Source organism: Hallerella sp. (genome assembly GCF_022776125.1).
GTDB lineage: Bacteria > Fibrobacterota > Fibrobacteria > Fibrobacterales > Fibrobacteraceae > Hallerella > Hallerella succinigenes.
The window spans coordinates 27,473-54,244 of sequence record NZ_JALFIA010000076.1; the positions used below are offsets into that span (position 1 = coordinate 27,473).

Consider the following 26,772-nt stretch of genomic DNA (forward strand, 5'->3'; position numbering starts at 1 on the left):
CATCCAAAGGATAAAATGAAAAAGGTTCTCTTTGCTCTTTCATTTTTGGCAATCGCTAGCCTCTTCGTAGGCTGCAAAAGCGAAAAAAAATCTTCCGACAAGCCGACGAAAGTCACTGTCATGATTTACAGTGAATACATCGACCCGGCCATGCTCCAGGATTTCGAAGCAAAAACAGGTTACAAGCTCCAGCTCGAACTCTATGAAGCCCAAGAAGAAATGATCAGCAAGTTGCAGACCGTCGGTACCGCGCAATACGACGTCGTCATCGCTAGTGACGTGGTGATCCAGCAGATGATTCACCTCGGACTTATCGGAAAGATCGATACGAACAAGATTCCGAACCGTGTTAACGTTGCAAGTCAGTTCAAAAATCCGAGCTACGATCCGACGAACGATTACACGCTCCCGTATCTATGGGGAACGACCGGTATCCTTTACCGAGATCCGTCCATTGATCCGATGAACGTCAGCTACAGCCTCCTCTTCGACGCCAACAATACGAAGGGTAACTTCAGCCTTCTCGAAGAAAGCCGTTCCATGCTCTCCATGGCGCTCCAGGCAAAGGGCTTTGATGCGAACAGCACAAGCAAAACGGAAATCAACCAGGCTGTGGATTACATTCTCCAGGCCAAAAAGGACCCGCACTTCCTCGGCTTCGACGGTTCTGTCGGCGGCAAGGACAAGGTGCTTTCGAAAATGGACTGGGCCGCAATCGTCTTCAACGGCGAAGCCATGGCCGCCATCGACGAAGACTCGACTCTCCAGTTTGCCATTCCGATCGAAGGCTCCTTTATGTGGGTCGATGCAATGACGCTCAGCAGCAAGGCTCCGAACGTTGACGGTGCATACGCCTTTATGAACTACATTCTCGACGCTCAGATCGGCGCACAGCTTGCAAGGTACATCAACTACGCAACGCCGAACAAAGCTTCCCTCGAAGTACTTGAAACGGAATTCACCGAAAACCGCGTCATCAACCCGACCGAAGAAGAAATCAAACGCATGGTCTTCTTAAAGGACCCGGGCGACGCAGCCCGACTTTTCGACGAAGCTTGGACCATCGTCAAGACCCGCTAAATCTATAGATACTGCTGCATGGAAAAGAACCGCTTTGAACTTCTCAAAACCTCTTCCAAGTCGAAAGCTCGACTCGGCAAGATTTACACAGGCCACGGCGTCATCACGACTCCGATCTTTATGCCGGTCGGCACACAGGCGACCGTCAAAGGCTTAACGCCCCGCGACCTCGATGAAGCCAAAGCGGAAATCATCCTCGGCAACACGTACCATCTGTACTTGCGCCCAGGTACCGCGCTCATTAAAGACGCCGGCGGTCTGCACAAGTTCATGCATTGGCACGGCCCCATGCTCACCGACAGCGGCGGATTCCAGGTCTGGAGCTTAAAGGATCTTCGCAAGATCAAAAAAGACGGCATCGAGTTTCGCAGCAATCTCGACGGGTCCAAGCATTTCTTCTCCCCGGAAAGCGTGATGAAGGCCCAGCGCGAAATCGGTGCAGATATCATCATGGCTCTCGACGAATGCACGCCGTACCCGAGCACCCAGCAAGAAGCGCTCAAGTCTTTGAACTTTACGCTCGACTGGACGCGTCGCGCCAAGGTTTGGCTCGAAGAAAACGCTCCCCTGTTCGGCTATGACCAGAGTTTCTTTGGCATTATCCAAGGCGGCATGCACTTGGATTTACGCGCCAAGGCGATTGAAGAAATCAAAAAGGTGGACCCGGACGGATACGCTCTCGGCGGACTCTCTGTCGGCGAACCTACAGAACTGATGTACCAGATTGCGGATTACTGCACGAACTACATGCCGGTTGAAAAACCGCGCTACGTGATGGGCGTCGGAACTCCGTGGAACCTGCTTGAACTGATTTTGCGCGGCGTCGACATGTGCGACTGCGTCATGCCGACCCGCAACGCCCGCAACGGCATGCTCTTTACCAGCGAAGGCGTTCTGCATTACAAGGCAGGCCGCTACGCCAAATGCCTAGACAAGGCACCGGATCCGAACTGCGACTGTTACACTTGCCGCAACTTCAGCCGCGCCTATCTGCGTCATCTGTTCCACTCAGGAGAAATCCTTGCAATGACGCTTGCATCCATTCACAACGTGCATTTCTACTTAAAGCTCATGCGCGATGCGAAGGAACACATTGCAAACGACACCTTTGAAGATTGGGCTCACGAGCAGATCATCAAATTGCAAAGAGTCTGCGATTAAAACAAAAAAGGCTGGTTTTGAAACCAGCCTTTTTTGTTTGAAAATTTTTCGTTAAACCGTTTCGTCCGAATGAATTTCCGGCGTTGCAGCGATCCATTCTCGCAAAGCCATTTCTTCTTGCTCAGCAAGGAGACGCTTTTTATCCTTCTTTTTGTAATCCTGCTTATGCGGAAGCAAGCCAAAGTTAAAGTTCATCGGCTGGAAGTCTTCATTCGGCGTCACGAGCTGATGCAGCAACGAACGGATGCAGCTTTCCGGCGGAAGTTCACGCGTTTTGCCGTGCAAGAGAGTGTTCGCCATATTCCAAGCGGAATACCAACCTGTTGCGACCGCTTCGGTATAACCCTCTGCGCCTGTAATCTGGCCCGCAAACCATGTCGGCGGAAGATTCGAAGCCTTTTCGACTTCGGGCTTTAAGCGGAGCGTTTCGTCGAGAAGTTTTGGACTTTCGATGAACGTGTTGCGGTGCATGGCACCGAGACGTGCAAAGCGCGCATTCTTCAAAGCCGGCACCAAGGTAAAGATTTCCTTCTGCGTACCGTAGCGAAGACGCGTTTGGAATCCAACCATGTTGAACAAAGTTTTTTCTTTATTTTCGGCACGCAGCTGAATCACCGAGTACCATTTCTTTCCATTGTTGCCTAGGCCAAGTCCCACAGGGCGCATCGGGCCAAAGCGCAGCGTATCTTCGCCGCGACGCGCCATTTCTTCTACCGGAAGGCAACCTTCAAAGAGTTCCTTCTTTTCGAACGGGCGCGGTTCAATGGATTCCGCTTCACGCAGGCGACGCACAAATTCATCGTACGTTTCCTTGTCGAGCGGGCAGTTGATAAAGTCAGCTGTTTCACCCTTTTCCCAACGGTTGCGGTAAAAGGCGTAATCGAAGTCGATGGAATCCGTTTCTACGACCGGAGCGATGGCATCAAAAAAATGCAAGCGTGAGCCACCGAGATGCGCAAAGATGTCATCGGCGAGAGCATCACTTGCCAAAGGTCCTGCTGCGACAATCGTCGGAAGATTCCCTTCGATCGTCTTGACTTCTTCACGGTGCAAATGAATACGGCTTGCCGAAGCAATCGCCTTTTCAACGGACTGGCTGAACAGTTCACGGTTCACCGTCAAGGATTCCCCTGCCGGAACGCGAGCTTCCTCTGCACACTTCAAAAGGAAGCTTCCGAGCATGCGAAGTTCACGTTTTAAAAGGCCATGCGCCGAAGTCGGCTCCATGCCCTTGAAACTATTCGAACAAACTAATTGAGCAAGGCTTCCGTCACGATGCGCCGGCGTCATCTGATTTGGACGCATCTCGTAAAGTTCTACATCAAAACCGCGGCAAGCAAGTTGCAAAGCCGCTTCACAGCCAGCGAGTCCACCGCCGATAACACGAACCTGCATCAGCTAACCTTAACAGATTGATAGCCCTGAATATTTCGGGCCCACATACGGGAAAGCGAAGAGAGCATTCGGTCAGGAAGCACAGACTGCGAAGACGTTTCCAGAAATTCATCCAGAATTTTTTCGCCCTGCATTTCGCTGACCATGCCAAATTGAACCGCTTCCACAAATTCACTGTGGACAGGGCCTGGGAAAATGCGTTCTTCAAACTCCTGAAGCGCACGAGGCTGAACACGGGACGGTTTGTGGCAAGCCAGATTTTCCATGGTCCAAAAGCTCACCGCCTTCGCCTGTTCCGCAGAAAGCGACGAATCTTTTAACTTGTCCCGAAACGATTTCCATTCCTTGGCATTGACTTTAGCAGGACCCTTCTTGTAAGCGTTCTTCAAAAAATTCAAAACCGTGAGATAGATCTCGCGTGAATTCATATCCTGTGCGTTCTTCGAAGTCATTGGAATCCGATTAGTGGCGGAAGTGACGCATACCGGTGAAGACCATTGCGATGCCGAACTTGTCAGCCACTTCAATGGAGAGGTCATCCTTCTTGGAACCTCCCGGTTGGACGATATAACGAACGCCAGCATCGTGAGCCGCTTCAACGTTATCCGGGAACGGGAAGAAGGCGTCAGAGCCCATCACCACTTCACCGAAGACCTTCTTTTCAAGAGCCTTAAGACCGGCTTCGTCCACGAGCTTGCCTTCAGCATTGAAGAAGCCCTTAGCTTCCGGAAGACGAGCGACGTTGTCACGCACGCGCGGCTGGCAAAGACGGAGGTTCGAGTCGATACGGTTCGGCTGACCCGGACCAAGACCCATCACCTGGAAGAAGCCCGGCTTGTATTCGTAACCCATCACGATTGCGTTGGACTTCGTGTGCTTGGTCACGAGCCAAGTGAAGCGAGCGAGGTCTTCCTTGTTCTTCGGGAACTGAGCCTTGGTCACCGTTTCGAACTTTTCGTAGGTGTCCACGTCGCGGTCCTGAACGAGCATACCGCCGATCACGTGCTTGTAAACCTTGCAGTGGGTAGCCTTCTTGATTTCGCCCACTTCCAAAAGACGGATATCCTTGGACTTGTTCTTGAGGAATTCGAGAGCGTCGTCATCGAATGCCGGAGCAAGAAGGATTTCCACAAACTTACCCTTGAGGAATTCTGCAGTCTGCAGATCGACCTTGCGGGTCACAGCGATTACGGAACCGAACGCCGACACCGGATCACCTGCCCAAGCCGCTTCCATCGCTTCGCGAAGAGTTTCGCCCGTTGCAAGACCGCACGGGTTCATGTGCTTCACGATCACAACAGCATTGCCATCGATGAATTCACGAGCCATTTCGAGAGCGGCATCCGCATCCACGATGTTGTTGTAAGAAAGTTCCTTACCCCAAAGTTGCTTCGCCGTAGCGAGGCTCGCTTCCGTGCAAGTCGGATCCTTGTAGAAAACAGCAGACTGGTGAGAGTTTTCACCGTAGCGGAGCGGCTGCGGATCGACAAATTTAAGATTCAGTTCTTCAGACATAATCACCTCGGATTAAAACGATGTGTTAAAGATAGAAATTACGGAGCCTTTCGAATGCGCCCAAGCAGCAATAATCCACCGTTCACGACAAAAGCAAAAATCAAAAGGAAGTCTCCCAAATGCGGAATGGAAGTCTGCGGCAAAAGCTTCCCCAAAATAGCGAGAACACCACCGCAGACAATCGCCGCAGAAACAAACTGAGGCTTTGAACGCAGCCCCACAAGGCCAAACAAAATCGGCAGCGTAAATGCCCCCGCATAAACCGCAAGCGCAAGGAGCAGCATCCCGATAATATTTGTAAACTGAAGAGCGATCAAAAGTGCAACAACTCCGTCGAGCACAATGACCCAGCGCGTCCGATTGATTTCCGCACGATCATCTAACTTCGACTTCGAAATCAACCGCGTTAAAATAATCGAAGAACTCAAGAGCGTCGTATCTGCCGAAGAAAGCACCACGCTCAACAGGCAAAGACCGAGGAGCGTCATCCAGAATCCCGGCAAGACCATTTTTCCGATTTCAATGATTTTCGCCCCTTCCCCATTCACCGAAGGAATTATCGCCGCATACTCCGCCAAAAAACCAATGCAGGCGCCGACAATCGCCATCACAAAGGCGACGATCAGCACAGACTTCTGCGCGGTCTTTTCGTCCCTTGCACAAAACAGCCGAGAGAACATATCCGGGCCAGAAGTATATGTCGTCGCGTAGGTCAAAAGCAGCAAAAAAAGATCGAGTCCCGAAAAGTTTGCATTAAACGGAAACTGCGGAGCTTCCACACCCGGATGTAAAATCGGAGTCTGCCCCGTAAAGAAGGCAAGCGCAAGAATCCCAAGCAGAATAAATCCCGCCTGCAAAAAATCGGTTCGCAAAATGGAAACCTGCCCACCCAAAGCCGTATAGCCGATAAAGACAACAGCGCAGAGCACCGCAGCGACCGAATAATTCATGCCGACAAAACTCTGCAAAAGCTTCGCCGCCGCAATGATCTGTGCCGCAACCACGCCCGTCCACGCCACAGGAATCACGATCGAAGCGACGGTCTTTGCCCCTTTTCCGTAAAAATCTTCGATCATATCCGGGAGCGTAAAACGGCGCACCTGCATAATCTTCGGCAAAAAAGGTAACAACGCGAGTAAACCGATTGCCCCTGAAAGCATAAACCATGTCGCTGCACCGCCCATCGAAGGACCAGCATCCACCGCACCGATAATCGCCGAACCGCCGAAAATCGTCGCGAGAAGACTTCCTGTAATCATCAGCACGGAACCGCCACGATGCGCCACAAAAAAGTCCGAGACACTTTTCACCTGGGAGGCGCTGTTCAATGCAATGATAACAAGCGCAAAAAGATACAGAATCAGTAAAAGGGACATGTCATTAAATCTAATAATTCAATCGGCAACAAAAAATCCCGAGCCAAAGCCCGGGATTCAAATTTCAAAATGCGCCTAGCCAATTATTCCACGCGACGGAAGCCACGAGTCTGCTTGTATTCCGTACGGCGATATTCGCCCGGCATAAAGCTCTGTTCGCCACCGACGTTCACGCAGTGCGGCTGTGGATATTCAACAAGAGAAATCTGGTAGATGTAAGCGCCGGTACCGAGCTTACGACCATCCTTCGAAACCGGATACATCTTGACGCTAGCCGCGATCGTACCCGTACCGGTCTTGTCCGAGCAAATTTCATTCGGAGTGTAGGAACCGGTAAGCTTGTTGAATTCTTCCTGAGAAACTTCCTGGTTGTACTGGTTCACAAAGTGACCCAAATGGTCAAAAATGCGAATGTTCACGCGGAAAGCTTCATCGGTCACAAAGTTAAAGCTCACGCAATTTTCAACGCCATTCGTCGCCGAGCAACGTGCCTCAGACATAGATCCCGGCGAATTCGAAGTCTTGGAGTTCAGCACCGTTGCATGTGGGTTATCCGGACTTGCAGTCGTGTAATACACTAGGGAGTCTGCAATCCAAGCAGCCGGATCTTCCGAATTCGAATAGCTTTCCGGAAGCTTGGAAATTATAATTTCACCCGTTTCTCTATCCGAGAGTTCGCCATTCGGCAACTGATCCACATCGAACGGCGGACGGACAATCGTCGTATCAGCCGGAACAATCGTCGTAGAAGTAGACATCGTCACCGTCGTCACCGGACCCCAGCTATAGTGATCCACCAGTTTACCGGTAGCAGAGAAAACCGTAAAGTCTGTGTGGAACTGGTTATTATAGGCATCCGGAAAATCCGGGCTCGGGATATAGTTGAAAGCAAGAGAGTCGCCGAAAGCCGGGTTCTTCAAAGAAGCGCAAGTCGCATCTTCGCAAAGCTTACCCTTGATTTCGTAAGAATAACCCTTCGAAGTCTTCTGCACATACTTGAAACCAGTCACCTGGTAAGCCAAGGTATCAGAGCCACGCTTATCCAAAATCGGGAAGTAGTTACCGTTTGCAGAATTGATTTTTTCAATCGTTTCCTGAGAAAGCTGAGTGTTCAGATAAATATAAGTATCGAAGTTGCCTTCTTCGTTCTTTACGAGTTCCGCTTCCTGAATGCGCGGCTGACCGTAAGCAGAAGCAGCGACTTCAGAGAGGTTTGCACGGATGTAAAGGTTAGAACCATCCGACTGACGGTCGGCATAGAAGAAGTGCAAATGGTGCCAAGAACCATCAGCCCACTGTCCGTCAGCACCGCAAGCGCCCTTGCCCTGCTGAACAGCAGCAAGAGGTTCGCCGTCATGGCAACCGTGGTTGTTTTGAGCCAAGGTACGAATGTTCACGACACCCGGAGTGGCAAGGTGGGTACCACCGAGGTCAACCGCAAGCACACCGTCCACAAAGATCCACATATCATCGTCACCAGCAAATTCAAAGATTTCCTGGTTCGTTTCGTCTGTATTGTTATCCTTATAGTAGCGGAAGTTGGCATAACCCATCATCGTGAAGTTATAGTTACGCAAGTGCTGGTAACCAAGGGTGCCAAAATTATTCGCAATCGTCTGAGCTGTCGCAGAAGCAAGAGAACGAGCGCCACCTGCAGCATTCCATGCAGAACAGAGGCCGTAGGTGTTATGGTCCATAAAGTCCACCTGCGTACTTGCGTACTGATAACCATACGGCGGGCAGAAGATCGAGAAGCTCTGCGGGCCCCACTGATCGGAACCAGGCACAGAACCCGTATACATTTGAGAAGCGGGATCGATCACATCGAGCGGGAAGTAGCCACCGTTATTATAGTTGTAATCGAGTTCCTTGTAATTAGGATTATCCGCAGCGTTCGGAATATCCAGCGTTAAGTTAGAACGCTTGTTAACACCACTCACATCTTCGAACCACTGGCCAAAGTTTGCGTTATCGCAAAGTTCGCCGAGCTTGTGAATATGAGCGCCTTCCAAATAAAGCGGAGAACCCGAAGAGTCCGTATCGAAAGTCAGGTGCGGATTGACCATGCCCGGAGTATAAACGACCTCATTTTCCCAGTACATGCCGCCCTTGCAAGAATTCTTTTGGACACCCGTAAACTGGGTCGCGGTGTTTTCGCCAAAGCCTCGCTGATTCACCACACCTGCAATCGAAGAATTTTTGCACTGACCATAAGTCAAAATACCGCCTTTACCCTGGGCTGCATAAGCGGAAACCTGTTGCAAATAGCTCGGCAAAAGGGCATTCACCGACATTGGAAGACCATCTTTTCCGAGCGGGACGCCAACGCCATACTTCGCATAGGATTCCTTGTTACCGCAAGAATTGTGGTATGCGGAAAGGCCATACCAATCAGCGCCATAGCCAGGGAGTCCATAACCATAAATTGCGTCCAGGTATTTCACCGATTCTTCCGAGAAGTTTTCGAAGTCGGAATGGCTCGGCTGGAAATCGCGAACAATCACGTCAAGCGAAATATTCAGGTTGTCAGCCAGAGCGGATCCTGCCGAGAGCACCGAAGCGAGCATCAAAGCTTTATAGTTCATTTACACATCTCCACCAAGGATGTAAGAATAATTCCACCTAAATATAAATCTTTTCGTTTCAATAGCCCCGTTGTGCAATGCTTTTTTTACGAAAACGGAGCGATTTGCAATTTTTTGTGAGCTTCGCCATTCCGTTTTTGTTCGATTTTTTAGTTGGATAGCGGTCCTGTTTTTCTTAGATTAGCGGAATATGACCGTCGCCATCGTTTTTACACTCATCATTGCCCTGATTTTGTTCCGCGCTTTTGTTTTGCACCTGCGTTCGACCGACCTGGATAACGATCAATTCGTCGGACTTCCCCGTGAAGTCAAGCTCGCGATTCTCAAGGAACGCGTTCTGGAAACCCCATCCGAAAAAGCTTTGTGCAACCTGGAAACTTTCCTCAAAAGCGAAGGGATCGAAGTCGACATGGAGGTTTACCGTCCGATGTACGCCGAACAGCTGCGCATTTCCCGCGAAGACAACGCAATCGCCCTTGACGATGAACTTTACGCCCGTGAGGCAGCCTGGATGGACAAAATTGAACCGTTTGAGTTCGCCGAAGCTCTAAAGCTTAAAAAAGAAGGCAAAAAGGAAGAATTCGTCCAGACCTATCTGCAAGGAGTCCTGCGCTACTACTCCGACGAAAAAATCGAAGGCTCCCTCGAAGCGCTTCTCCCCGACTACCCCGATGCCCAGGCGATGCTCGATGAATACAAGGCTCTAGAAGAACTCCGGGATTCGAGCGGTGCCGACGAAGCTTCGATTGAAAAGCTCGCCAAAGCCAAAGACTCTTGGGCCAAAAAGCTCTGCATTTAATTTTTGAACCTGAAACAGAAAAATCCCGAACCGGTGGTTCGGGATTTTTCATTTCAAGTGAATTTGTTAAAAATTACTTGGCGCGTTCGAGATAAGAACCGTCACGGGTATCCACGCGGATCTTCGTGTTGTTTTCAATGAAGAGCGGGATCATCACCTTTGCGCCGGTTTCGAGAGTCGCTTCACGCATCACGTTGCCGCTGGTGTTGCCCTGAACTGCCGGAGGAGCGTCCACGATCATCAAATCGACGAAAGTCGGCGGAATGACTTCGATAGCCTTACCGTTCCACCAAGTCACCTGCACCGTCGCGTTGTCGAGAAGCCAAACTTCGGAGCCGTTCAATGCTTCCTTCGGAATTTCCATCGTTTCCATGGAAGTGTTGTCCATGAAGAACCAGGTTGCACCGTCATTGTAGAGATAAGTCATTTCGGTGTAGGTCACATCCGCTTCTTCAACAGTGTCACCGCTCTTCCAAGTACGTTCAAGCGTACGGCCGGTGACAAGGTTCTTGATGCGAACGCGGTTGAAGGCCTGGCCTTTACCGGGTTTCACAAACTGGTTTTCGACGATTTCCCAAGGCTGGCCATCGACGATAATTTTTAACTTTTTGCGGAACTCGTTAGTGCTGACTGTACCCATAGATATGTGCCTCTTAAAAAAGATTTTTGCATAAGATAGAAAAAATATGGCTAAATCAACTCCCTTTTTCACTAGTTTGAAGGATCTTTTCGCATTTTTGGAGCTTCCGGAGCCGTCTACTCAGGTCGCCAACTCCCGTTTTTCGTTCTTCGTTTCGCGTCATTTTGCTTCAAAAATGGAAAAAGGCAACCCCAATGACCCCCTTCTGCGCGAGATTTTGCCGACCGAAGAAGAAAATCGAATTGTAGAAGGTTTTTGCGACGATCCTGTAGGAGACGGCGAAAGCGAAAAGGAACCGGGCATCCTTCAAAAGTACAAGGGACGCGTTCTGATAGAGCCGACCTTCACCTGCAGTCTGCACTGCCGATTCTGCTTTAGACGCGCCGAGCCTAAACGGAGCCTTGAAAATTTTACGAACCGCCTAGACGCTTGGCTTTCTAAGACAGCCGACATTCACGAAGTAATCCTTTCGGGCGGCGACCCGATGATGCTCCCGAAGCCGAAGCTCGACGAACTCTTTGACATGATCCTTTCGAAGGAGCAAGTAAAGACCGTTCGCATTCACACGCGGACCCCGGTGACGTATCCGCAGATTTTTGACGCCGAATTCAAAGGCTCCATTTTCCCGACACTGCAGAAAGTCGCCGAAAAGAAGAAACTCGTAGTCGTCGTGCACGTGGATCACCCGAATGAACTGGATGACGCTTCGGCAAAGGTTTTCCAGAACCTGCAGAAGCTGAACGCTACGCTCCTCAACCAATCGACGCTCTTAAAAGGCATAAATGATTCCGGCGCTGTGCTGACCGAACTTTCCTTTAAGCTTTTTAGCCAAGGCGTTCTCCCCTACTACCTGCACCAGTTGGACCATGCGACAGGAGTCGCACATTTTGAGATTTCCGACGCCCAAGCGTTACAGATCGTAGAAGAAGTCCGGCAAGCGGTTCCGGGATATCTCGTTCCAAGACTTGTCCGGGAAATTGCAGGCGAAGGTTCCAAGACGCCAATCGTGCATCCGTAATAGAAGTCTTCGTACCACTACCATTGTCCCATGCAGGGGCATTTAGAACAGCGCCTTCACCCCAAAGTGCAAGAGCCCGTCCAGCGGATCCGTTCCGGAATGCAGGGCGTAATACAGCGAAAAGTTCCAATAGCCGCGGTTCTGCGAAATGCCGATACCGTAGCTGTAGGTATCTGCCCAGCCGTGTTCCGGCGACTGCGCACGGTAGAGTGCCGGTTCCAAGAAAAGATGGAACGCCGTCATTTCGATGACTCGCCACTGCAGATCGAGCTCTGTAATGCCGTAAGCGCGAGTGCGGAAGAATCCTGGGCGGTAGCCTTTCAGGTTTTCCATGCCGCCGAGCGTAAAAAGATCTTGCCTGTCAAAATTGCGGTCCGTCGGTAAAAGCGTTCCCACAAAGAAGGAGAATTGCAGAACAAAGGTTTCCGTGAGCGGCGTGTAAAAACGTCCATTCGCATGGAGGTCCGTTGTAAAGGCGTGCGAAGAATCCGTGCGGTCCTTGATAACGCGGAAGGTTCCGTTCAAGGACATGCCGTGACGCGGAAGGACGATCCTGTCTTCGTTCTTGAAGCTCGTTTCGAGCGTGTACGTCCAACGGTCGTCACCGATTCCGCCGAGGACGGCAAATTCAAAATAAAAGCCCACACTCCGAGAAAGGCCCGCTTCTAAAAGCGCCGACCGATACGAGGAATCCTCTTCAAACGAACCGCGGACGATGCCGTTCCAGCCCGTTCCAAAGAGCCACGGCTCCTTGTAAGACGCCGCAATGGAGCGTTCCCATTCGCCCGTTTCTCCAGAAACATGGAGGTCGCGGCCCGTGCCTCGCATATTGTACAGAGAAAGGTTCAGGTTTCCAGCCCAGCCGCCGTCTTCACCGCTTGCATAAGAAAGCAAGCCTTCAAAGCTGTTGATCGAAAGATCGCGCATGGAAAAAGCCGGAACAATTCGATTGCGCACCGGGTCCCGATAAAGTTTAGGCTTTGCCGTCGATTCGAAATAGCCCGAATTCACCAATTTGCGTTCTGCACGTTCCAAATCCGAAAGGCGCACTGGCGCGCCCGATGTAAGTCCCGAAAGCCGGGCAAACGTTTGCTTTTGAGTTTTGGAAACTTCCACATTTTCGGCATCGGCCCAGACCCAAGCGCTTCCACGAGAAAGCTTCACCGTCGCATTCCCCAAAGAATCCACCTGATGCGAAACGGAAGCAAATGGGAATCCATTTTCCGAAAGTTCATCGACCATTTCCTGCAACCGGTACTCCAAGTCTTCGCAACTTTCCCCGACCATCGACGCCCAATCCTTTTCGACTTCGGGCACAAAGCCTTCTAGAGCAAGGCTCTTTACCACGCAGCTTGCAGAAGCCCATGTGACAAAAAAGAGGAGTGTCCAAAAGAACTGTTTCATGTGCGCCTAAAAATAGGCTCTGGCCTCCATCGACAGTTTTTGAAAGATTCCATTTTCTGCACTGCCAAAGCGAATAATGTACGAAAGTCCAAGCGAGAGATATTCATTTGCATCGACCGATGCTGTAAGCGCATTGCGGAATGTAACGCCCTTGCCGAAACCCGAAACCATCTGATACGGGAGCGTTTCTTTTTCCGTCGAAACATGCGTAGCGCTAAATTCATTCGATACGCGGACGGAACGTGTATCTTCGTAGCCTAAAGACAAAGAACCTTGGCGTAAAAAGGCTTCCATTTTACCGCTTTCTTCATGGCCAATTCCCTTGCGCAGCCATCCCTTTGAAATTACATACAAATGAAGTGGCAGTTCCCGTTTCCAAGATGCGGTGACTTCATAGATTTTCCAATCCATTTCTTGCACGGTTTCAAGTTCCACAAATTCCAAAGCGGGAATCAATTCCCAGGTTTCTTTGGCGCGACCCGCATAAATGCCGTCGAGCTTGTGCCAGGTGCGGTTTTCAAAGTAACCTTGCGACGTATTGCGCTTTTCGATTTCCGCCCCGATCTTGTATTCAATGGATCCGCGGTTCTGCGGTTCGTTCCACAGCACAGAAGCTTCTCCCGTCAAAATACCGCTTGTCAAATCGCAAAGAGTTCCTCGCCAAAACGGCGGAAGGAAAACCGTCTTGCCCGTTGTATCCCGTCCTTCACTGGAGCCGTCGAACGAAAATTCCAAATCCCGCAGAATGCCGTGCGAGATTCCAAGATACCGCGGAACAAAAGTCCAATTCAACGACATTTCGGCAGAACTCGCCCGCACCGCATCCGCAGAATCACTACGTCCCATACCCTCGTAAACGTAATTACCGTTATCAACCCCTTCGACAAAAACCCCGGCGAGACTGTCGTACATCACGTCACCCGTTCCCGCCGCAACCGCTTTGTAAATCGGCACATAAGGCACTTCACGCGTAAGTCCCAAGCGGTAACTAGCCTGACCGACAAAGGGAGAATTTCCAGTGCCCCAGTGCATGGATTCTTCTGAAATCCATGAGTTCGAAGCTCCCGCGGTATCCAAATCCATTCGTTTGTACTGAAGCATATGCGAAAAAGAGACATATCTGCTGTTGATTTCTGCCGAGTGCTCAAAGCCTGCCATCTTCAAAGAATCTTCAAGGGTTTTCATCGAAGTTCCCGTGCGAGCACGCGTTCCAAACAAAGAGCCTTGCGAACTCCAACCATCACCGACAAATTTCAAACCGCTTTTTGCATCCGCCTTTTCGGAGCGATCCTTTTCCACAAAATCGGAATCTTTGAGCCAAATTCCATAAGAAGCATAACCGAACGGGCGGACAAATCCCGTTTTCGTTTCCGCCTGCATTCTACCCTGGTAACGCTCCACGCCATACTCATTTTCGGAAACAATCCGAATCAAGGAAATTTCACCCGTTACATCGTTTGTATGATGCAGCAAGAAAGCTCTCGCCCGCGATGAATTCCAATTTTCCCCTGGTGAAAGGCTTCGACGGTAGCCCCATTCCGAGCCTAAAAAGAACGATGCCGGCAAGCGGAGTCTAAGCGAAATCTCATCGGATCGGAGAGATCCCGAAATCGTCGAACTGTCCAAATTCCAGTTTTCCCGCAGCGTGTAAGAATCCCAGTTTCGCTCCGTTCCTTGGAAGCTCGACAGAAGAAAACCTTCTTGCAGATAATCCCCGGCAATGGTCAAGCGCACAGGCGTATAACGTTGATTCCACGTGCTATCGCTCGAAATGAACCAGCGAAAGGCTCGGCCAGAAGGTCCGCCCACATGAGAAGAAAGCGTATTCGTGTCCGTTTCGCTGTAACCGATTTCCCCGTCCGCATACAGATGATTCCACAACTGCCCACGCGCCCTCGCTCCAACACGGCGCAGCATCCAAGGGCGCTGAAGTTCTTCCAAAGAATCGGCACGGTCAAATGTCGAACCGTCATCCTGCTTCAACAGTTTTATATCGTTCTCAGTCCACGTGTTGCGGCGCAAACGAGCCGTATCGCTTGAGACTTCAAAACCGACGACATCAAGCCACAGATTTTTGCCACGGTAATTCCCGTCCGCAGCCTTTAAGATTTGCAATCCGCGAGAATTGTACGCATCGAATTCCACTCGGATTTCATCTTGCGAACCCGGAATAAGCGTTCCCTTAAAATCCAAAACGCCACCCGCATAGTTGACCACATAATCTTCATTGCGTGTCAGCAGCACACCGTTCAAGTAAACCGTTTCTGAATTCGGAACAACCGCGACATAGGTTTCCACGGTTCCCGTCGAAAGCAGATAGCCTCTCTGCTGGCCGTCAACCCCGTTGAACGTGGAATTCACGTGTTGGAGCTCGTCAAAACCGTAGGCACCACGCACCTGGGAGTGTGCAATCTTTGCGCCCGCCGCCACGCCTAAAGTCGTGCGTTCGAGTCCCGAAAGCCCAAGCGTATTTTCACGCCAGGTCATATTGCCCAAATGCAAAAAGAGATTTTCCGTTTCTACACGAAAATGCACTTCATCGACTTCTTGTAATGTCGCGGTGCGTTCTTCCCCGGCTTCACGGCCCACATCCGAAAGAAGGGCATCGATAAAAACGCCCGGAGTCGCCTCGCCTTGAACAGAAAGATGCAATTCCTGATTGACTTCTGTACCGCCATCGCCCACAATCACTTGGATTGTCTTGGAACCAGTCGTTCGAAGTTTTAAGGAATCCCGTTCGCCCTCTTCGTTCACAGAGAGAGCCTTCGCCGAATCATTCCTCAAAAAAGGAACGCCTCGAAATACCGGAACGGAATCTAGGGAAAGCTTTGCGTACTCCCCATCCGCCGCCCCTACAAGGCCCGGAATCCACAACACACAAATGAAAAGAAATAACAGTGGCAAGGATTATTCCCTTGCAGGCTCAACCTTGAACTGGCGGCTGGACAAAAGACGACGCCCTTCTACCGCATCGACGCTCCATTCGCCAGGAGCAAGCAAAACAGGGGCGATGGAACTTTCGCAAGTCGTATCCGCCATCACGCAAAAAACCTGCTGGACGGTATCCGCCCCGTTGAACCAGATATGCTTGATCTTGCGTTCCACCGGAACATCCCACAAAAGTTTGGGAACCGCCGAATAATAGTGCAAACGCGTATGGACCTGAAACACAGAATCCACGCCAAACGGAAGACCGCCGACAATATTACGGCAGACCACACTGTAAGCAGCCTTGGAATCTTTATCTGTCTGATGCGCCTTTTTCGCTTCGAGATCATTCACCGAAACAAAAATGCGATGGGCGATAAAACACAAAAAGACGACCAAAAAAAACAAGGTCGTCTTTCGAATGTAGCGAATGGGAGGCAAGCCTTGCACCAGGAACTCCTAGCGGCGGATCTTGCTCGTATTCTGCGTGAACGCGGGCACAGCCTCCACCAATTTCTCTACCAACAGTTTGTTGTAATCCTCAATACGATTCGGAAGCTTGTTGCCAGAAAAAATCTGCACAAGCAACAGCGTGTCTTCGACCGGGGCGATATAAATGGAGCGTTTTTCACCCGTATAGGAAACCGACTTGAATTCCCCTTCGCCGAGCATAGCTCCGATCTGACGGGCACTGCCAAATGAAGCGGTACTCAAAACAGCAAGAGGAGTCGTATCCATTCCAATGGAACCGACTTCCGAAATCACGGAACCGTCGCGATGCACGAGCATGATATAGTCCGCCTTGACATTCGTCAAATAGGCCTGCATCAGGCGGCGAACGCGGTCCGCATCATCCGTATATACAGTAAAATCGCTCATTCAATAGCTCCTCAATTACTTCTTCTTAGGGATGTACGGGCGAAGTTCAATGTCATCATCGGATATGCCCTTGTCACCCGAATCGAGTGCAGACTTTCCGAAAGGACTGGGCTTCGGGGTCGGAGCAACAGGACGTCCAAACGGAGATGCGCTCTTTTGGAACAAGCCTCCGCGATTGGCTGATTCGTTCGCCGCCGCACGAGAAACAAAGTTCGGCATGCGGAACGGGGACGCCGCAGAAGAACCTAACGACGAGCCGAGGTCCGGCATCGAACCGGCCGGGAACGGAGCTGCAGGAGCTTCTACAGGCTTCGGAGCCGGAGCCACTGCAGGAGCCACAGACACGCCTTCCTTCCCCACGGTCACGTTATGAACGCCGGTATTATGGGCACTGTCTGCCGCCTTGCGGAGGAATCCCTGCTTCAAGTTGAAGCGCTGGATCACGAGCATCGCAATCGCTTTCAACGTCGTCACAACACCCTTACCATTATGCGCCGTAGCCGGAAAGAACGGAATGGACTTCGGATTCAGCATCTGGTTCATTTCATCAAGAGTGAACACATTTTCCATGTCACGCTTGTTGTACTGCAAAACCAGCGGAATTTCATCGAGATTTACCCCGTAATCTTCCAAGTTCTGACGCAAATTTTGCAAGCTTTCCAAATTTTCCGCTTCGCGAGAACGCTGAGAATCCGCGACGAAAACAATACCATCCACACCACGCAACACAATCTTACGTGTCGAGTTGTAGTAAACCTGACCAGGAACCGTATAAAGTTGGAACTTTGTCTTGAAGCCCTTGATATCGCCTAAATTCAGCGGGAGAAAATCGAAGAACAAAGTGCGGTCACCTTCAGTTTCCAAGGAAACCATATCGGTTCTCTTGTCCTGAGGCATCTTTTGATGGATCACTTGAAGATTTGTCGTCTTGCCGCTCAACCCAGGGCCGTAGTAAACGACCTTACAGCTAATTTCACGAGTAGCGAAGTTAATAGATGACATTCTTCTTCCTTGAAGTTTTCAAATAATCTAACAAAAATATAATCAAAAAAGCGAAAAGCCGCAAAAAAAGCAAAGACCGCAGACAAAATGTCAGCGGTCTCACATTAAAGCAAGCGTTTAATTAGGCTTTAGCGGCCAAGCCGTTAATCACCTGAGCCACCTTAGCCTTGTAGTTTGCAGCGCGGTTAGCGTTGAAACCTGCACGATGCTTTGCAGCAGCCTTATCGAGCATGCTGAAGAGGTTCGGCATTTCCTTGAGGGCAGCGTCCTTATCGCTAGCCGTACGGATGGTCTTAAGACTCGTGCGGATAGCGGAACGGACAGAACGGTTGATTTCGGTCAGCTTCTTGGTCTGACGAATACGCTTTTTGCAAGACTGATGATTTGGCACCTTTATATCTCCGGGTGAAAACCTTAAAATGTTGCGACAATATTAATAAAAAACGAGCAATTAGTCAAGATGAAGTGCTCAAAAGAGCCGTTTTTGGGGGTCAATACGCTTCAAAAGGGGGACAAACGAAGTCTTTTTGCCCATATCCGACCTCATTTTCCGTCCCAAAACAGTAAACATTCCCCCCTGCGGCTTTCAGTACTCCATGCCCTGCTGCAATATCCCATTCATGCAGGGAAAAGTTTCGGGGATAGTAATTGGCAAAGCCGTCTGCAATCCGCAAAAACTTGAGGCTCGATCCAACCGGGAGCTCGACTCCCGCGATCTTTCGAAGGTGGTCCAAGGTGCAAGAATCGGAATGAGTCACGCTGACGAGCACCCGAGGTTTGCGCCCGGGCATGAACGGGCGGTATCGGTCTTGGACATGCAAAGTGCGCTTGTTCAGCAAACCTGCGTCATCTAAGGGAGCGAAGAAAGCCTCGCCACGGTAGCCGTAATACAGTTCGTTCAAAGCGGGAACGGCGACAATTCCAAGCACGACTTTTCCCTGTTCCACGAGGGCAACGTTCACGGTGAATTCCTTGCGTCCCGAGATAAAGTCGGTTGTACCGTCGAGCGGATCCACCAAGAAAAAAGCCTTTTTCAAGGTTTCCGGACTGGGCTTGTCGAATTCTTCCGAGACGACCGGGATTTCGGGATAGAGCTTTTGCAAAGCGTCCACGAGGATTTTGTTCGCCGCGAGATCGGCCGAGGTGACGGGAGTACGGTCCTTTTTGATCTGGACGTCGTAGCCTTCGCTAAAATAGCGGAGTTCCGCGGCACTCGCCTCACGTACCGCAGGGAAGAGATCTCCATAAGGAATTGGATTTTGCATGCCTAGTAAAATAGATTTTGTAACTTTACGGCATGATTCCGTTTGTGAACTTGAGAGCCCAATACAAAGCCTATAAAGAAGAAATCGATGCCGCCATTTTTTCCGTATTGGAAAGCGGCACTTTGATCGGCGGGCCTGAAGTCCAAAATTTTGAAAATATTCTTTGCAAAAGCACCGGAGCAAGCGAAGCGATTTCTTGCGCAAGCGGCACAAGTGCGCTGACCCTTGCGCTTGCCGCCTTAGGACTTGAACCGGGAGACGAGGTGATCGTTCCGGATTTCACTTTCGTCGCCACGGCGGATGCGGTAGCGCTCCTTGGAGGAATCCCCCGCTTTGCAGATATCGGCCTCGACTTTTTGATTTCACCGAGTTCTGTTGAAGAGCGTATTTCTTCTAAAACAGTCGGAATTATCGCGGTTGATCTTTTTGGACAGTGCGCTAATTACAAGGCATTACAGACGATTGCCCAAAAGCACGGCCTTTGGATTTTGGAAGATGCGGCGCAAAGCATTGGGGCGACGCAAAATGGGAAAGGCGCCGGAAGCCTTTCGACAATCGCCGCAACCAGTTTTTACCCGACCAAGCCTTTTGGTGCGTACGGGGACGCAGGCGCCATTTTGACTTCGGACAAAGCTCTAGCTGCTCAAGTCCGCATGTATGCTTCTCACGGTCGAAATCCAGAAGACCATTACCAGACGATTGGAACGAACAGCCGTTTAGACGCTCTCCAGGCCGCGATTTTAAATGTAAAGCATGCGCACTTTGCAGAAGAGCTTTTAAGACGTCAAAAGAACGCGGCGACGTACAGCGCCTTGTTCAGCGCGATTCCGGGCTTTGAAATTCCAAAAATTTCGGAAGGCAATACGAGCATTTACGCGCAGTACGCGGTGACTTGTAAAGATCGGGAGGCTGTCCTTCCAAAGCTTTCCAAGGCAAACGTTCCGACGCGCATTTATTACAACAGTCCGCTGTCGGCAGAGCCGTGCTTTGCCCGTTTTGAAAAAACGAAAGAAGACGCCCGTTCAAACACAAACGCCTATCGACTGTCAAAAGAAGTTTTCTGTTTGCCAGTGGACGCTTTTACAGACGTCCAAGCCTTGGCGCAAACAATCAAAAACGTTTTGTTACCATAAAACCGCCCGACGCCTCCATAAAGGTATCGTCGATTTCGCCGTCGTTTTCATTTAAGTGCAAAACGGAGACAAAGAACGGGAAGTTTACCGACCACGTATCGCTGTGGTAACCCGCGGCAAATTTTGGGAAAACCTGGTAGAACTGCATCCATTCCTTGCGTGTCATATTCATGCCAAGGGAAACCGACCCGACGATCATCAAATTCATGAAGAAGCCGTTTTTCCAGGCCCAGTTATGCGAATAGCCAATGTCTGGACCTGCATGCAAAAAACCTTGGTAATCTTCGTAAAAGGAAAGGACGGAATCCCGCGAAACAATACCGTTGTAAAAGACGCCAAAGCCCCAAACAAAGCTGCCGTTGTGCTTCCACTGTCTGCGGTCGAGCGAATACACGGATCGCAAAGAATGTTCCTTGTTCCAAAGGTAATTCACGTCCAAGCCGATTTCGATAACGCGTAATTTGTACGGAACGTATTCATCCAGGGAATCGTTATGGTAATAAAACCCGTCATTGATTTTCAAGAAAAGATCCCCAAAAATGCGGTCGCCGAAATAATTGAACTGTAAATTCGTCGCCTGCGTACGCGGTTTGCTTTTATCGGTGCCGAATGAAAACGTGAACAAAGTGCTCTAGGTAAAATCGCCATACCCGCCCCCCAAACCGAGATCGATCGGACAGTTGGTCTGCATTTGTTCATCATCGGTACTGGCACCGCTAAAAGCGGCATAATTGTAACGTGCAAGGAATTGAATGGAAATTTTATCCGGGAATGTCGTAATGACGGAATCAGGCGAGAACTCCGTTTCCGCAAAAGCAAGTCCCACAATCCATAAAAGAATTCCCAAGCATCGAATCATGCGTTTTCATCCAAAAGCCGTAAAAAGGCTCCTGTCGAAAAATAAGAATTCGAAAAGAACGCATCAGCCAGGGCGTCCATGTTTTCGTCAGAATATTCCAGTTGCTTTGAAAGAAGCTTGATCGCGCAAATCTGCAAAGAAGGCTCCTTTTGCACCGAAGAAAGCTCCCCTCCAAAGTTTTGCAGAACGAGAAAGAAGTAAACGGCGAACTTGACTTTTGAAAGCATGTCACCGTCGTAAAGGCTTTTGGCGAAGTAGCGGAAAATCTGATAGGCGACGATTTTTTCGCTCTCGGACTCCGTCCACGGAATAGAACCTTTTCCAAAGCCTCTTTCTTCTAAAGCTTGTGCGATTTGGGATTTGGCAAAGTCCCATTCCGCACCAAGGCTTTCGCCCTGCAGGAGAACGGCAGTCTGATGCTTCCAAATGGTGCGTAAATCTGCGGCAGGGCAAACCTTTTCTTCGGCGGAAAAGCTTGCCGTGAACTGCAGAATGTCAGCGAGTCGTTTTGAGAGAGAACGGTTTCGGTCTGCGAGACGGGTGAAAATTTCTGTGCGAATTTCGAACATGGAATTGCGAGCGTCCAAGGATTCCGCGTCCAAAAATTCTTCGTCCGCTTCGATTTCTTTTTCTATGAAAGAAAGCGGAGCGTTTGCATTCAAAAGCAGACGCACCGCCTCTTCGCAACAAAGTCCAACGCCCTGCTCTACGACATCTCCAAAGACATCGACAAAACGTGGATGTTCCCGGCAAATATCGCAGAGCGCCTTTTCGCCCAGATGGCAATAAATTTCGCACAGATTCTGAGCATTTAAAAACGGACAGCGTTCGTTTGCCGTCAAAACAAAATGTCCATCGACGATTTTAGAGCGGAGTTCTTCGCCAAAAGTTCCAGAGACCTTGGCATAACGCGCTTGCGAATCCACATCGACATCGACTTCCCAACCAGCACAGCAGGTATCATGGCAAGCGCTTGCAATACAATGAAAATCCGAGTAAAAAGAAGGAACGCGAAGTTTCACCGTCCCCTCACCAAAAGTTTTTGGTCCGGCGCATCATCCGGATATTCTTCGGAAGCACTTCCTTATGCCATTTGATCCACTGTTCATAATAAATGTAGCGGCGTTCCCGCTGACGGAAGTTTTTGCCGTGCACGATACGGCGTCCATTCTCCATGACCGGCGGAATCACAATGTGCAAGCATTCATGGTAGACGACGCCAAAAACCGCATACAACGGACAATTCTCAAAATCGTAACCGCGGCTGATGCTGATGAGATTTACCTCTTCCCCGGTCAAAGGATCCGTGCGCTTCGAATGAAAACTCAAACCGCCGACGCGGTTGCTCCACGTAATGCGAGCCTGTAATTCCCCTTGGAAATAGGTTTCATTGATAGCCGCAAAGACCTTGTTCAAATCATGCACATTTCCCACGGGGCGGATCGGCGGAAAACGGGTATTCCCGATAACCGGTTTTTGTCCTATGTCGGTGAGAATTTGATCCGTCGCCTTCCAAATGCGAGCGAGCAAGTCGCGCGATTTTTGCTTGTTGGAAGCGGTTTTCCGCTTAAAAGTCACGCGGGCCCATTCCGCAGCGAGTTCGCGCACCGGGTAAAACTCTTCCGTTTTCATGTAACCGGGCAGTTCGAGCTCGTAAAGATTTTCAAAATTCTTTTTGCGGCAGCGAATGCTTTTCTTTAAGCGATCCGCATAGCGAAAAAGAACGGTTCCATCGCCAGAAATCTGCGGTGGCGCTTCTTCGACTTTTTCCGATTCTCCTCCCGAAAAAAAACGTTTAATACCGCCAAAGAGATCCGTTTGGAAAGCGCCTTCACTCATTCCGATTCTCCAACACACTTTCCATTTTGGCAAAGGAAGGTTCAAACACGTTCAAAGCGAGGATACCTTCATAAAGGCCTTCCGGCAGGGAAAGTTCCGCATAATGCGCCGAAACATCGGCGATCTGCTCTTCTACATCATCCGGCAAATAGACGATGAAGCTGCGGTTCCGTTCTGTCAGCAAATGTTCCGGCACGCAGAATTCGCTCGGAGTTTCGCTAAAATACATGCGGCACGTCACCGGACGGGCCGGATAAAAGCCGCAACTACCTGATTGAAATACGAACGGACATGCAAGGCTCTTGTTAAAATAATTCACAAGGGCATAGTCTTCCGGATCTTCTTCGCCAAGCTCTATTCCTTTTTCGAGCAAAGTGTAATACGTCTTGGTACGAAAATGGCATTCTTCAAAGTAAGAGAGAAGGTTCGGGCTTTTGCGAATGGCCGCGTAAAATTCAATCAATTCAAAGGGTTCTACCGACATCGGAAAATGATGGCAGCAGTTTCCGCAGCCCGCTTTGCACTGGATGCCCGACTTGTGCTGCGGCAAGACCGCGGCCAAGTAACGCATAAAAGCATTCTGGTAAGACTCGCAAAAATGGATGATATTCGGCAATTCTTCGGCAAAATTATCTTCGTTCAAAGCACATTCCCGCCCTATTTTTTGGGCAATGGCGTCCAAACGCTCTTTTTCGCCCGAAAGAACCGAGCGCATCCAAAGGACCGAGCGTTTATAGGCGAGGGTCGGAAAATATTCCAAATTAGCATCCACAAAGCCAAATATATGAACTGAAATTCCTTTTTGTTTTTGTTTTTTTTAAAGATGAAACTATTTTTTGATGTGAATTCAGTCGCTTTTGACGGATTCGGGAGATTCAGGATGAAATTTGCATATTTAGGATTAGGGGCCGCATTACTTTTGTTTGGATGTAATCTTTTTGATCCATCGGACGATGTTTCGGTGGACACGAGCGACGCATCCATGATGACCTATGAAGGTCAAAACTGTTTCCGCAACAGCGAATATGCAAATGCAGCAAACTTTTTTAAGCAGGCAATCCAAAAGGATTCGACCTTGTCCGAAGCCTGGCTTGGGCTTTCCAAGGCAAATCTCTACTTATATGCTGGAAACCCGTACAATCTCATCCACGAGCTGTATGCAGACACCGACATTCCTCTGATGAATCTCGATTCCTCGGAAGTCGCCAAATACTTCAAGGCGGTGAACAGCAGCCTTATTCCGCTGCGTGAACTGATCCGTCGCGACACGCTGACCGAGCAGGATCCTTCCCTCAAGCTTTCCGACCGATCCGTCACCTATTCGAACTTCTCGGCAAGCCATGCGATTCTCGAATTCGCCTACACGATCCTGCGCTTCCGCTACACGAATTCTTCGTTCATCAAGATTTCTATCAACGAGGATAGATCCCTTTCCTTTGACCTACAGTCTCTGTACGACCAAGCCTTGCTGGATCCGGCCGTTTTAGCCCAATTCAACGCAAGCGTGGATTCTCTTAAGGGAGACTTGACCCAGCTGTTTGACGCAGTACTTCCGGCAGCATCCTCCAGTCTGAGCAATTCCGACCTTTTTGAAATCGACGATTCTACCGGGAAAGCCCAAATTTTGGGAGACGATTTGCAGTCGGACGCTGAAACCGTCGAAAAGTCCGTTTCCTTCTACAAGCTTGGAGACGGCATCGATAACGATGGAGATGGTTGCGTAGACGAAGAAATCTTGGACGGCTACGATAATGACGGCGACGGCTACGTGGATGAAGATTTACGACTCGTTCCGCTAGAAGTCACCGATACAGAAACAATCGTCGGCGTAGGCGTTGACAGCCTGGACCACGACATGAACGGTCTCAAGGAAGACAAGGGCGAACGGATTCTTCTTTCCAACAACCGTTTCTACTTTGCCAAGGATTTTGAACAGCTGGATTTGGATGACACTTCCATGGTAAATCTGCGCCACGCCATTTCCTTGGACACGGATTCTACCCATATTCAATATCCGCTCAAAACTCGACAGTTGCGCATCGGCAGATGTTGGAACAATTACACCCAAGAAATCTTCAAAGAATGGTTTAGGAATCGATAGGAGGCTCACCCATGAAAATAATTACACGCCTTCTGATTCTCGCCTGTGCCATATCCGCTTTCGCAGCCCAAGGTCCGCGTCATAAATCTCTGCGCGCTTACGCCATGGGTAACGCTCACGTCGCGATTGTCGACGGTAAAGAAGCCATCTACTACAACTACGCCGGTTTGAACCAAATGGGAAGACTCGGCCATTACGACATCCGTCCAGAAACCGGATTTTACCCGAGCAACGACATCGACATGCGTTTGAACATCGGCGGTGCAGGGCCTTTTTATGATGCCCAAGACATCTATGAAATCTTTAACGACATTCAAGATCTTTATGAATCCGCTAAGGATGACGTTGACCGCAATGGAGGCGCAAGCATCGACCAGGCGTTAGCCGACTCTCTTTCCAAGCATCCCGAGCTCACCAAAAAGATCAACAAGTACGACCACATGCTCTTTAACATGATCGCCAAAGCGGATGCGGAACTCGCGTTCCACAACTTCGGAGCGGCCCTCTGGGTGGACGGCAACATGGCTCCGTATTTTGACGGCGGTCTAATTATTCCATACTTCGGCATGGATACTTTTTACATCGATGCAGTCGCCCAGATGGGCGGTGCCTACGGCATCACAGACAAATTCGCCGTCGGCGCAGGCATTAAACTTGCCAAGCGCCAGATCATCCAATCCTTTAGCGTTGATGCTTCGAACTTCAACTCAATCGGCGACACGCTCAACGACCGCGTGAAAGACGCTACATCGGACTTTTTTGAATTTGAAGACATCGGTGTCGGCATCGACCTCGGCGTTCTTTACCAGGCAACTCGAGAGCTTCGCTTGGGCGCCGCCTGCAATAACATTTTCTTCAATGAACTCGGAGGCGAACGCATCGTTCCGAACTTTACAATGGGCCTTGCTTACAGTCCCCGATTCCTGAACAAGAATTCCGCATTTTCGCGCAAGGTAAATTTTGCCTTCGACTACGAAAACGCCTTTTCGACGACGCGCAATTACAAGACGCTTAGCCATATCAATTTCGGTATGGAAATTGAACAGGTACTTCTTGCGATTCCGGGCGACAACGACAACCTGCGCGCCTTGAAGCTTCGCCTTTCGGGAGGTTTCCACGGAGGCTATCCTTCGGCTGGTATCGCACTTGAAGCGTTGCGCTTTATCGAGGTGCAAATTGCCACCTGGGGTGAAGAACGCGGTTATTACACGGGCCAAGACGAAAGCCGCATCTATATGGCAGAAATCAGTTTAGGTTTTTAAATGTCGCTTTAAGGCGGCAATGTACGCCTCTGCATAACGGGAAAGGGCAACGCCTTTTCACGTTACGTAGCCGACAGTCATTTTGTCGTGAACATCGAGGTGCCTCGCGATAATGTTCCGGCCGTTGAGCTTGTGGCTAATGACGCCGGAGCAAATGGTGTTGCCGCCTTTGCCTCCCTTGTTAGCGATGGCGTATTTAAGTAGTTGTAGGGTCATAATGGGGGACAAGGGCGGTTCTACGTTTCCGTGACCTTCCATTCGCCGAGGGTGCGCCTTTCGGCATCGAAACTCACGCCAATCTTGAAGAGCTTTTTCGGATTGCCGTTCGCATCGAGTGACGCGGTATAGGGTATCAGGTAGCCCTTGTTATCAATCTGTTTCAGAGCATCGTCGGCAGAGCCGTTCTTGTCCAGTTTAAACTCGAATAAGTAAACCGAGTTTTTAGTTTCCACAACAGCATCGGAACGACCGGCTGCGCTACGTTCTTCCGTCTTGACGTTGAATTCGGTGAGTAGGCGGAAAATCAGCCAG

General features: G+C 50.0%; 25 protein-coding genes and 1 pseudogene. 7 read left to right on the forward strand and 19 right to left on the reverse strand.

Annotated features, from left to right (window positions below; genetic code table 11):
* Positions 1-15: 15 nt before the first annotated feature.
* Together MR847_RS08905 and tgt are read left to right on the forward strand one after the other, a co-directional pair.
* Positions 16-1,080, forward strand: coding sequence for a polyamine ABC transporter substrate-binding protein (locus tag MR847_RS08905; RefSeq protein WP_100426379.1), 1,065 nt, complete (start codon positions 16-18; stop codon positions 1,078-1,080).
* Positions 1,081-1,098: 18 nt separating this feature from the next.
* Positions 1,099-2,241 carry a tRNA guanosine(34) transglycosylase Tgt gene (tgt, locus tag MR847_RS08910; protein ID WP_100426378.1) on the forward strand — a complete coding sequence of 381 codons (1,143 nt, stop codon included), beginning with the start codon at positions 1,099-1,101 and terminating at the stop codon, positions 2,239-2,241.
* 51 nt (positions 2,242-2,292) lie between these two features.
* Here tgt and trmFO read toward each other — a convergent pair whose 3' ends face one another.
* From trmFO to MR847_RS08935, 5 genes are all read right to left on the reverse strand, one after another.
* Positions 2,293-3,636 (reverse strand): methylenetetrahydrofolate--tRNA-(uracil(54)-C(5))-methyltransferase (FADH(2)-oxidizing) TrmFO, encoded by a 1,344-nt coding sequence (gene trmFO, locus MR847_RS08915; RefSeq protein ID WP_106519693.1) that lies wholly within the window; start codon positions 3,634-3,636, stop codon positions 2,293-2,295.
* On the reverse strand, positions 3,636-4,064 hold the full coding sequence (locus MR847_RS08920) for a hypothetical protein (RefSeq protein WP_100426376.1): 429 nt from the start codon (positions 4,062-4,064) through the stop codon (positions 3,636-3,638). The genes trmFO and MR847_RS08920 overlap by 1 nt, the downstream gene beginning before the upstream one ends.
* A 34-nt stretch (positions 4,065-4,098) precedes the next feature.
* On the reverse strand, positions 4,099-5,151 hold the full coding sequence (locus MR847_RS08925; RefSeq protein ID WP_287723561.1) for an IMP cyclohydrolase: 1,053 nt from the start codon (positions 5,149-5,151) through the stop codon (positions 4,099-4,101).
* A gap of 38 nt (positions 5,152-5,189) precedes the next feature.
* Positions 5,190-6,527, reverse strand: coding sequence for a sodium:solute symporter family protein (locus tag MR847_RS08930; RefSeq protein WP_287723562.1), 1,338 nt, complete (start codon positions 6,525-6,527; stop codon positions 5,190-5,192).
* A gap of 83 nt (positions 6,528-6,610) precedes the next feature.
* The gene (locus MR847_RS08935) at positions 6,611-9,112 is read right to left on the reverse strand and encodes a fibro-slime domain-containing protein (RefSeq protein ID WP_287723563.1); all 2,502 of its coding nucleotides are present in this window, start codon (positions 9,110-9,112) and stop codon (positions 6,611-6,613) included.
* Positions 9,113-9,302: 190 nt separating this feature from the next.
* Here MR847_RS08935 and MR847_RS08940 point away from each other — a divergent pair, with 190 nt between their 5' ends.
* Complete coding sequence (locus tag MR847_RS08940; RefSeq protein WP_287723564.1) at positions 9,303-9,911, forward strand: hypothetical protein; 609 nt, start codon at positions 9,303-9,305, stop codon at positions 9,909-9,911.
* A gap of 73 nt (positions 9,912-9,984) precedes the next feature.
* Here MR847_RS08940 and efp read toward each other — a convergent pair whose 3' ends face one another.
* Positions 9,985-10,551 carry an elongation factor P gene (efp, locus tag MR847_RS08945; RefSeq protein WP_100426371.1) on the reverse strand — a complete coding sequence of 189 codons (567 nt, stop codon included), beginning with the start codon at positions 10,549-10,551 and terminating at the stop codon, positions 9,985-9,987.
* A 46-nt stretch (positions 10,552-10,597) separates the two neighbouring features.
* Between efp and MR847_RS08950 the strand changes: the two genes are divergently transcribed.
* Positions 10,598-11,569 (forward strand): KamA family radical SAM protein, encoded by a 972-nt coding sequence (locus MR847_RS08950; protein ID WP_287723565.1) that lies wholly within the window; start codon positions 10,598-10,600, stop codon positions 11,567-11,569.
* A 42-nt stretch (positions 11,570-11,611) separates the two neighbouring features.
* On the opposite strand, the gene MR847_RS08955 is transcribed toward MR847_RS08950, so the two are convergent.
* The 7 genes and pseudogenes from MR847_RS08955 to MR847_RS08985 all read right to left on the reverse strand — a co-directional run bounded on the left by MR847_RS08955 (position 11,612) and on the right by MR847_RS08985 (position 19,047).
* Positions 11,612-12,973, reverse strand: a complete 1,362-nt coding sequence (locus tag MR847_RS08955) for a BamA/TamA family outer membrane protein (protein WP_287723566.1) — start codon at positions 12,971-12,973, stop codon at positions 11,612-11,614.
* A gap of 6 nt (positions 12,974-12,979) precedes the next feature.
* Positions 12,980-15,877, reverse strand: coding sequence for a DUF8818 domain-containing protein (locus MR847_RS08960; RefSeq protein ID WP_287723567.1), 2,898 nt, complete (start codon positions 15,875-15,877; stop codon positions 12,980-12,982).
* Positions 15,878-15,880: 3 nt separating this feature from the next.
* The gene (locus MR847_RS08965; protein ID WP_106519684.1) at positions 15,881-16,351 is read right to left on the reverse strand and encodes a hypothetical protein; all 471 of its coding nucleotides are present in this window, start codon (positions 16,349-16,351) and stop codon (positions 15,881-15,883) included.
* A 9-nt stretch (positions 16,352-16,360) separates the two neighbouring features.
* On the reverse strand, positions 16,361-16,780 hold the full coding sequence (locus tag MR847_RS08970; protein WP_100426366.1) for a roadblock/LC7 domain-containing protein: 420 nt from the start codon (positions 16,778-16,780) through the stop codon (positions 16,361-16,363).
* Positions 16,781-17,194: 414 nt separating this feature from the next.
* A pseudogene (locus tag MR847_RS11060) lies at positions 17,195-17,782 on the reverse strand (GTP-binding protein); the annotation flags it as partial.
* 121 nt (positions 17,783-17,903) lie between these two features.
* The gene (gene rpsT, locus MR847_RS08980) at positions 17,904-18,173 is read right to left on the reverse strand and encodes a 30S ribosomal protein S20 (RefSeq protein WP_100426364.1); all 270 of its coding nucleotides are present in this window, start codon (positions 18,171-18,173) and stop codon (positions 17,904-17,906) included.
* A gap of 100 nt (positions 18,174-18,273) precedes the next feature.
* On the reverse strand, positions 18,274-19,047 hold the full coding sequence (locus MR847_RS08985) for a 3'(2'),5'-bisphosphate nucleotidase CysQ family protein (protein ID WP_287723569.1): 774 nt from the start codon (positions 19,045-19,047) through the stop codon (positions 18,274-18,276).
* 32 nt (positions 19,048-19,079) lie between these two features.
* Between MR847_RS08985 and MR847_RS08990 the strand changes: the two genes are divergently transcribed.
* Positions 19,080-20,180, forward strand: a complete 1,101-nt coding sequence (locus tag MR847_RS08990; RefSeq protein ID WP_287723570.1) for a DegT/DnrJ/EryC1/StrS family aminotransferase — start codon at positions 19,080-19,082, stop codon at positions 20,178-20,180.
* Here MR847_RS08990 and MR847_RS08995 read toward each other — a convergent pair.
* Genes MR847_RS08995 through MR847_RS09015 form a run of 5 tightly spaced genes read right to left on the reverse strand, consistent with a single transcriptional unit; the run spans position 20,158 to position 23,650 of the window.
* Entirely contained in the window at positions 20,158-20,805 is a 648-nt protein-coding gene (locus tag MR847_RS08995) for a DUF4421 family protein (RefSeq protein ID WP_287723571.1), read from the reverse strand. The two genes, MR847_RS08990 and MR847_RS08995, sit on opposite strands and share 23 nt — an antisense overlap.
* A 6-nt stretch (positions 20,806-20,811) precedes the next feature.
* A complete protein-coding gene (locus MR847_RS09000; protein ID WP_287723572.1) occupies positions 20,812-21,039 on the reverse strand; it encodes a hypothetical protein in 228 nt (75 codons plus the stop codon).
* A complete protein-coding gene (gene fliB, locus MR847_RS09005; RefSeq protein ID WP_287723573.1) occupies positions 21,036-22,061 on the reverse strand; it encodes a flagellin lysine-N-methylase in 1,026 nt (341 codons plus the stop codon). The genes MR847_RS09000 and fliB overlap by 4 nt, the downstream gene beginning before the upstream one ends.
* A gap of 7 nt (positions 22,062-22,068) precedes the next feature.
* Positions 22,069-22,878, reverse strand: a complete 810-nt coding sequence (locus MR847_RS09010; RefSeq protein WP_106519679.1) for a hypothetical protein — start codon at positions 22,876-22,878, stop codon at positions 22,069-22,071.
* The gene (locus MR847_RS09015) at positions 22,871-23,650 is read right to left on the reverse strand and encodes a YkgJ family cysteine cluster protein (RefSeq protein ID WP_287723574.1); all 780 of its coding nucleotides are present in this window, start codon (positions 23,648-23,650) and stop codon (positions 22,871-22,873) included. Before MR847_RS09015 ends, MR847_RS09010 begins: the two co-directional genes overlap by 8 nt.
* Positions 23,651-23,860: 210 nt before the next feature.
* On the opposite strand from MR847_RS09015, the gene MR847_RS09020 reads away from it, so the two are divergent.
* Positions 23,861-24,979, forward strand: a complete 1,119-nt coding sequence (locus MR847_RS09020; RefSeq protein ID WP_287723575.1) for a hypothetical protein — start codon at positions 23,861-23,863, stop codon at positions 24,977-24,979.
* An 11-nt stretch (positions 24,980-24,990) separates the two neighbouring features.
* Entirely contained in the window at positions 24,991-26,241 is a 1,251-nt protein-coding gene (locus MR847_RS09025) for an outer membrane protein transport protein (protein WP_100426356.1), read from the forward strand.
* A gap of 236 nt (positions 26,242-26,477) precedes the next feature.
* On the opposite strand, the gene MR847_RS09030 is transcribed toward MR847_RS09025, so the two are convergent.
* A partial coding sequence (locus MR847_RS09030) for a PD-(D/E)XK nuclease domain-containing protein (protein WP_287723576.1) occupies positions 26,478-26,772 on the reverse strand: 295 nt, incomplete at its 5' end.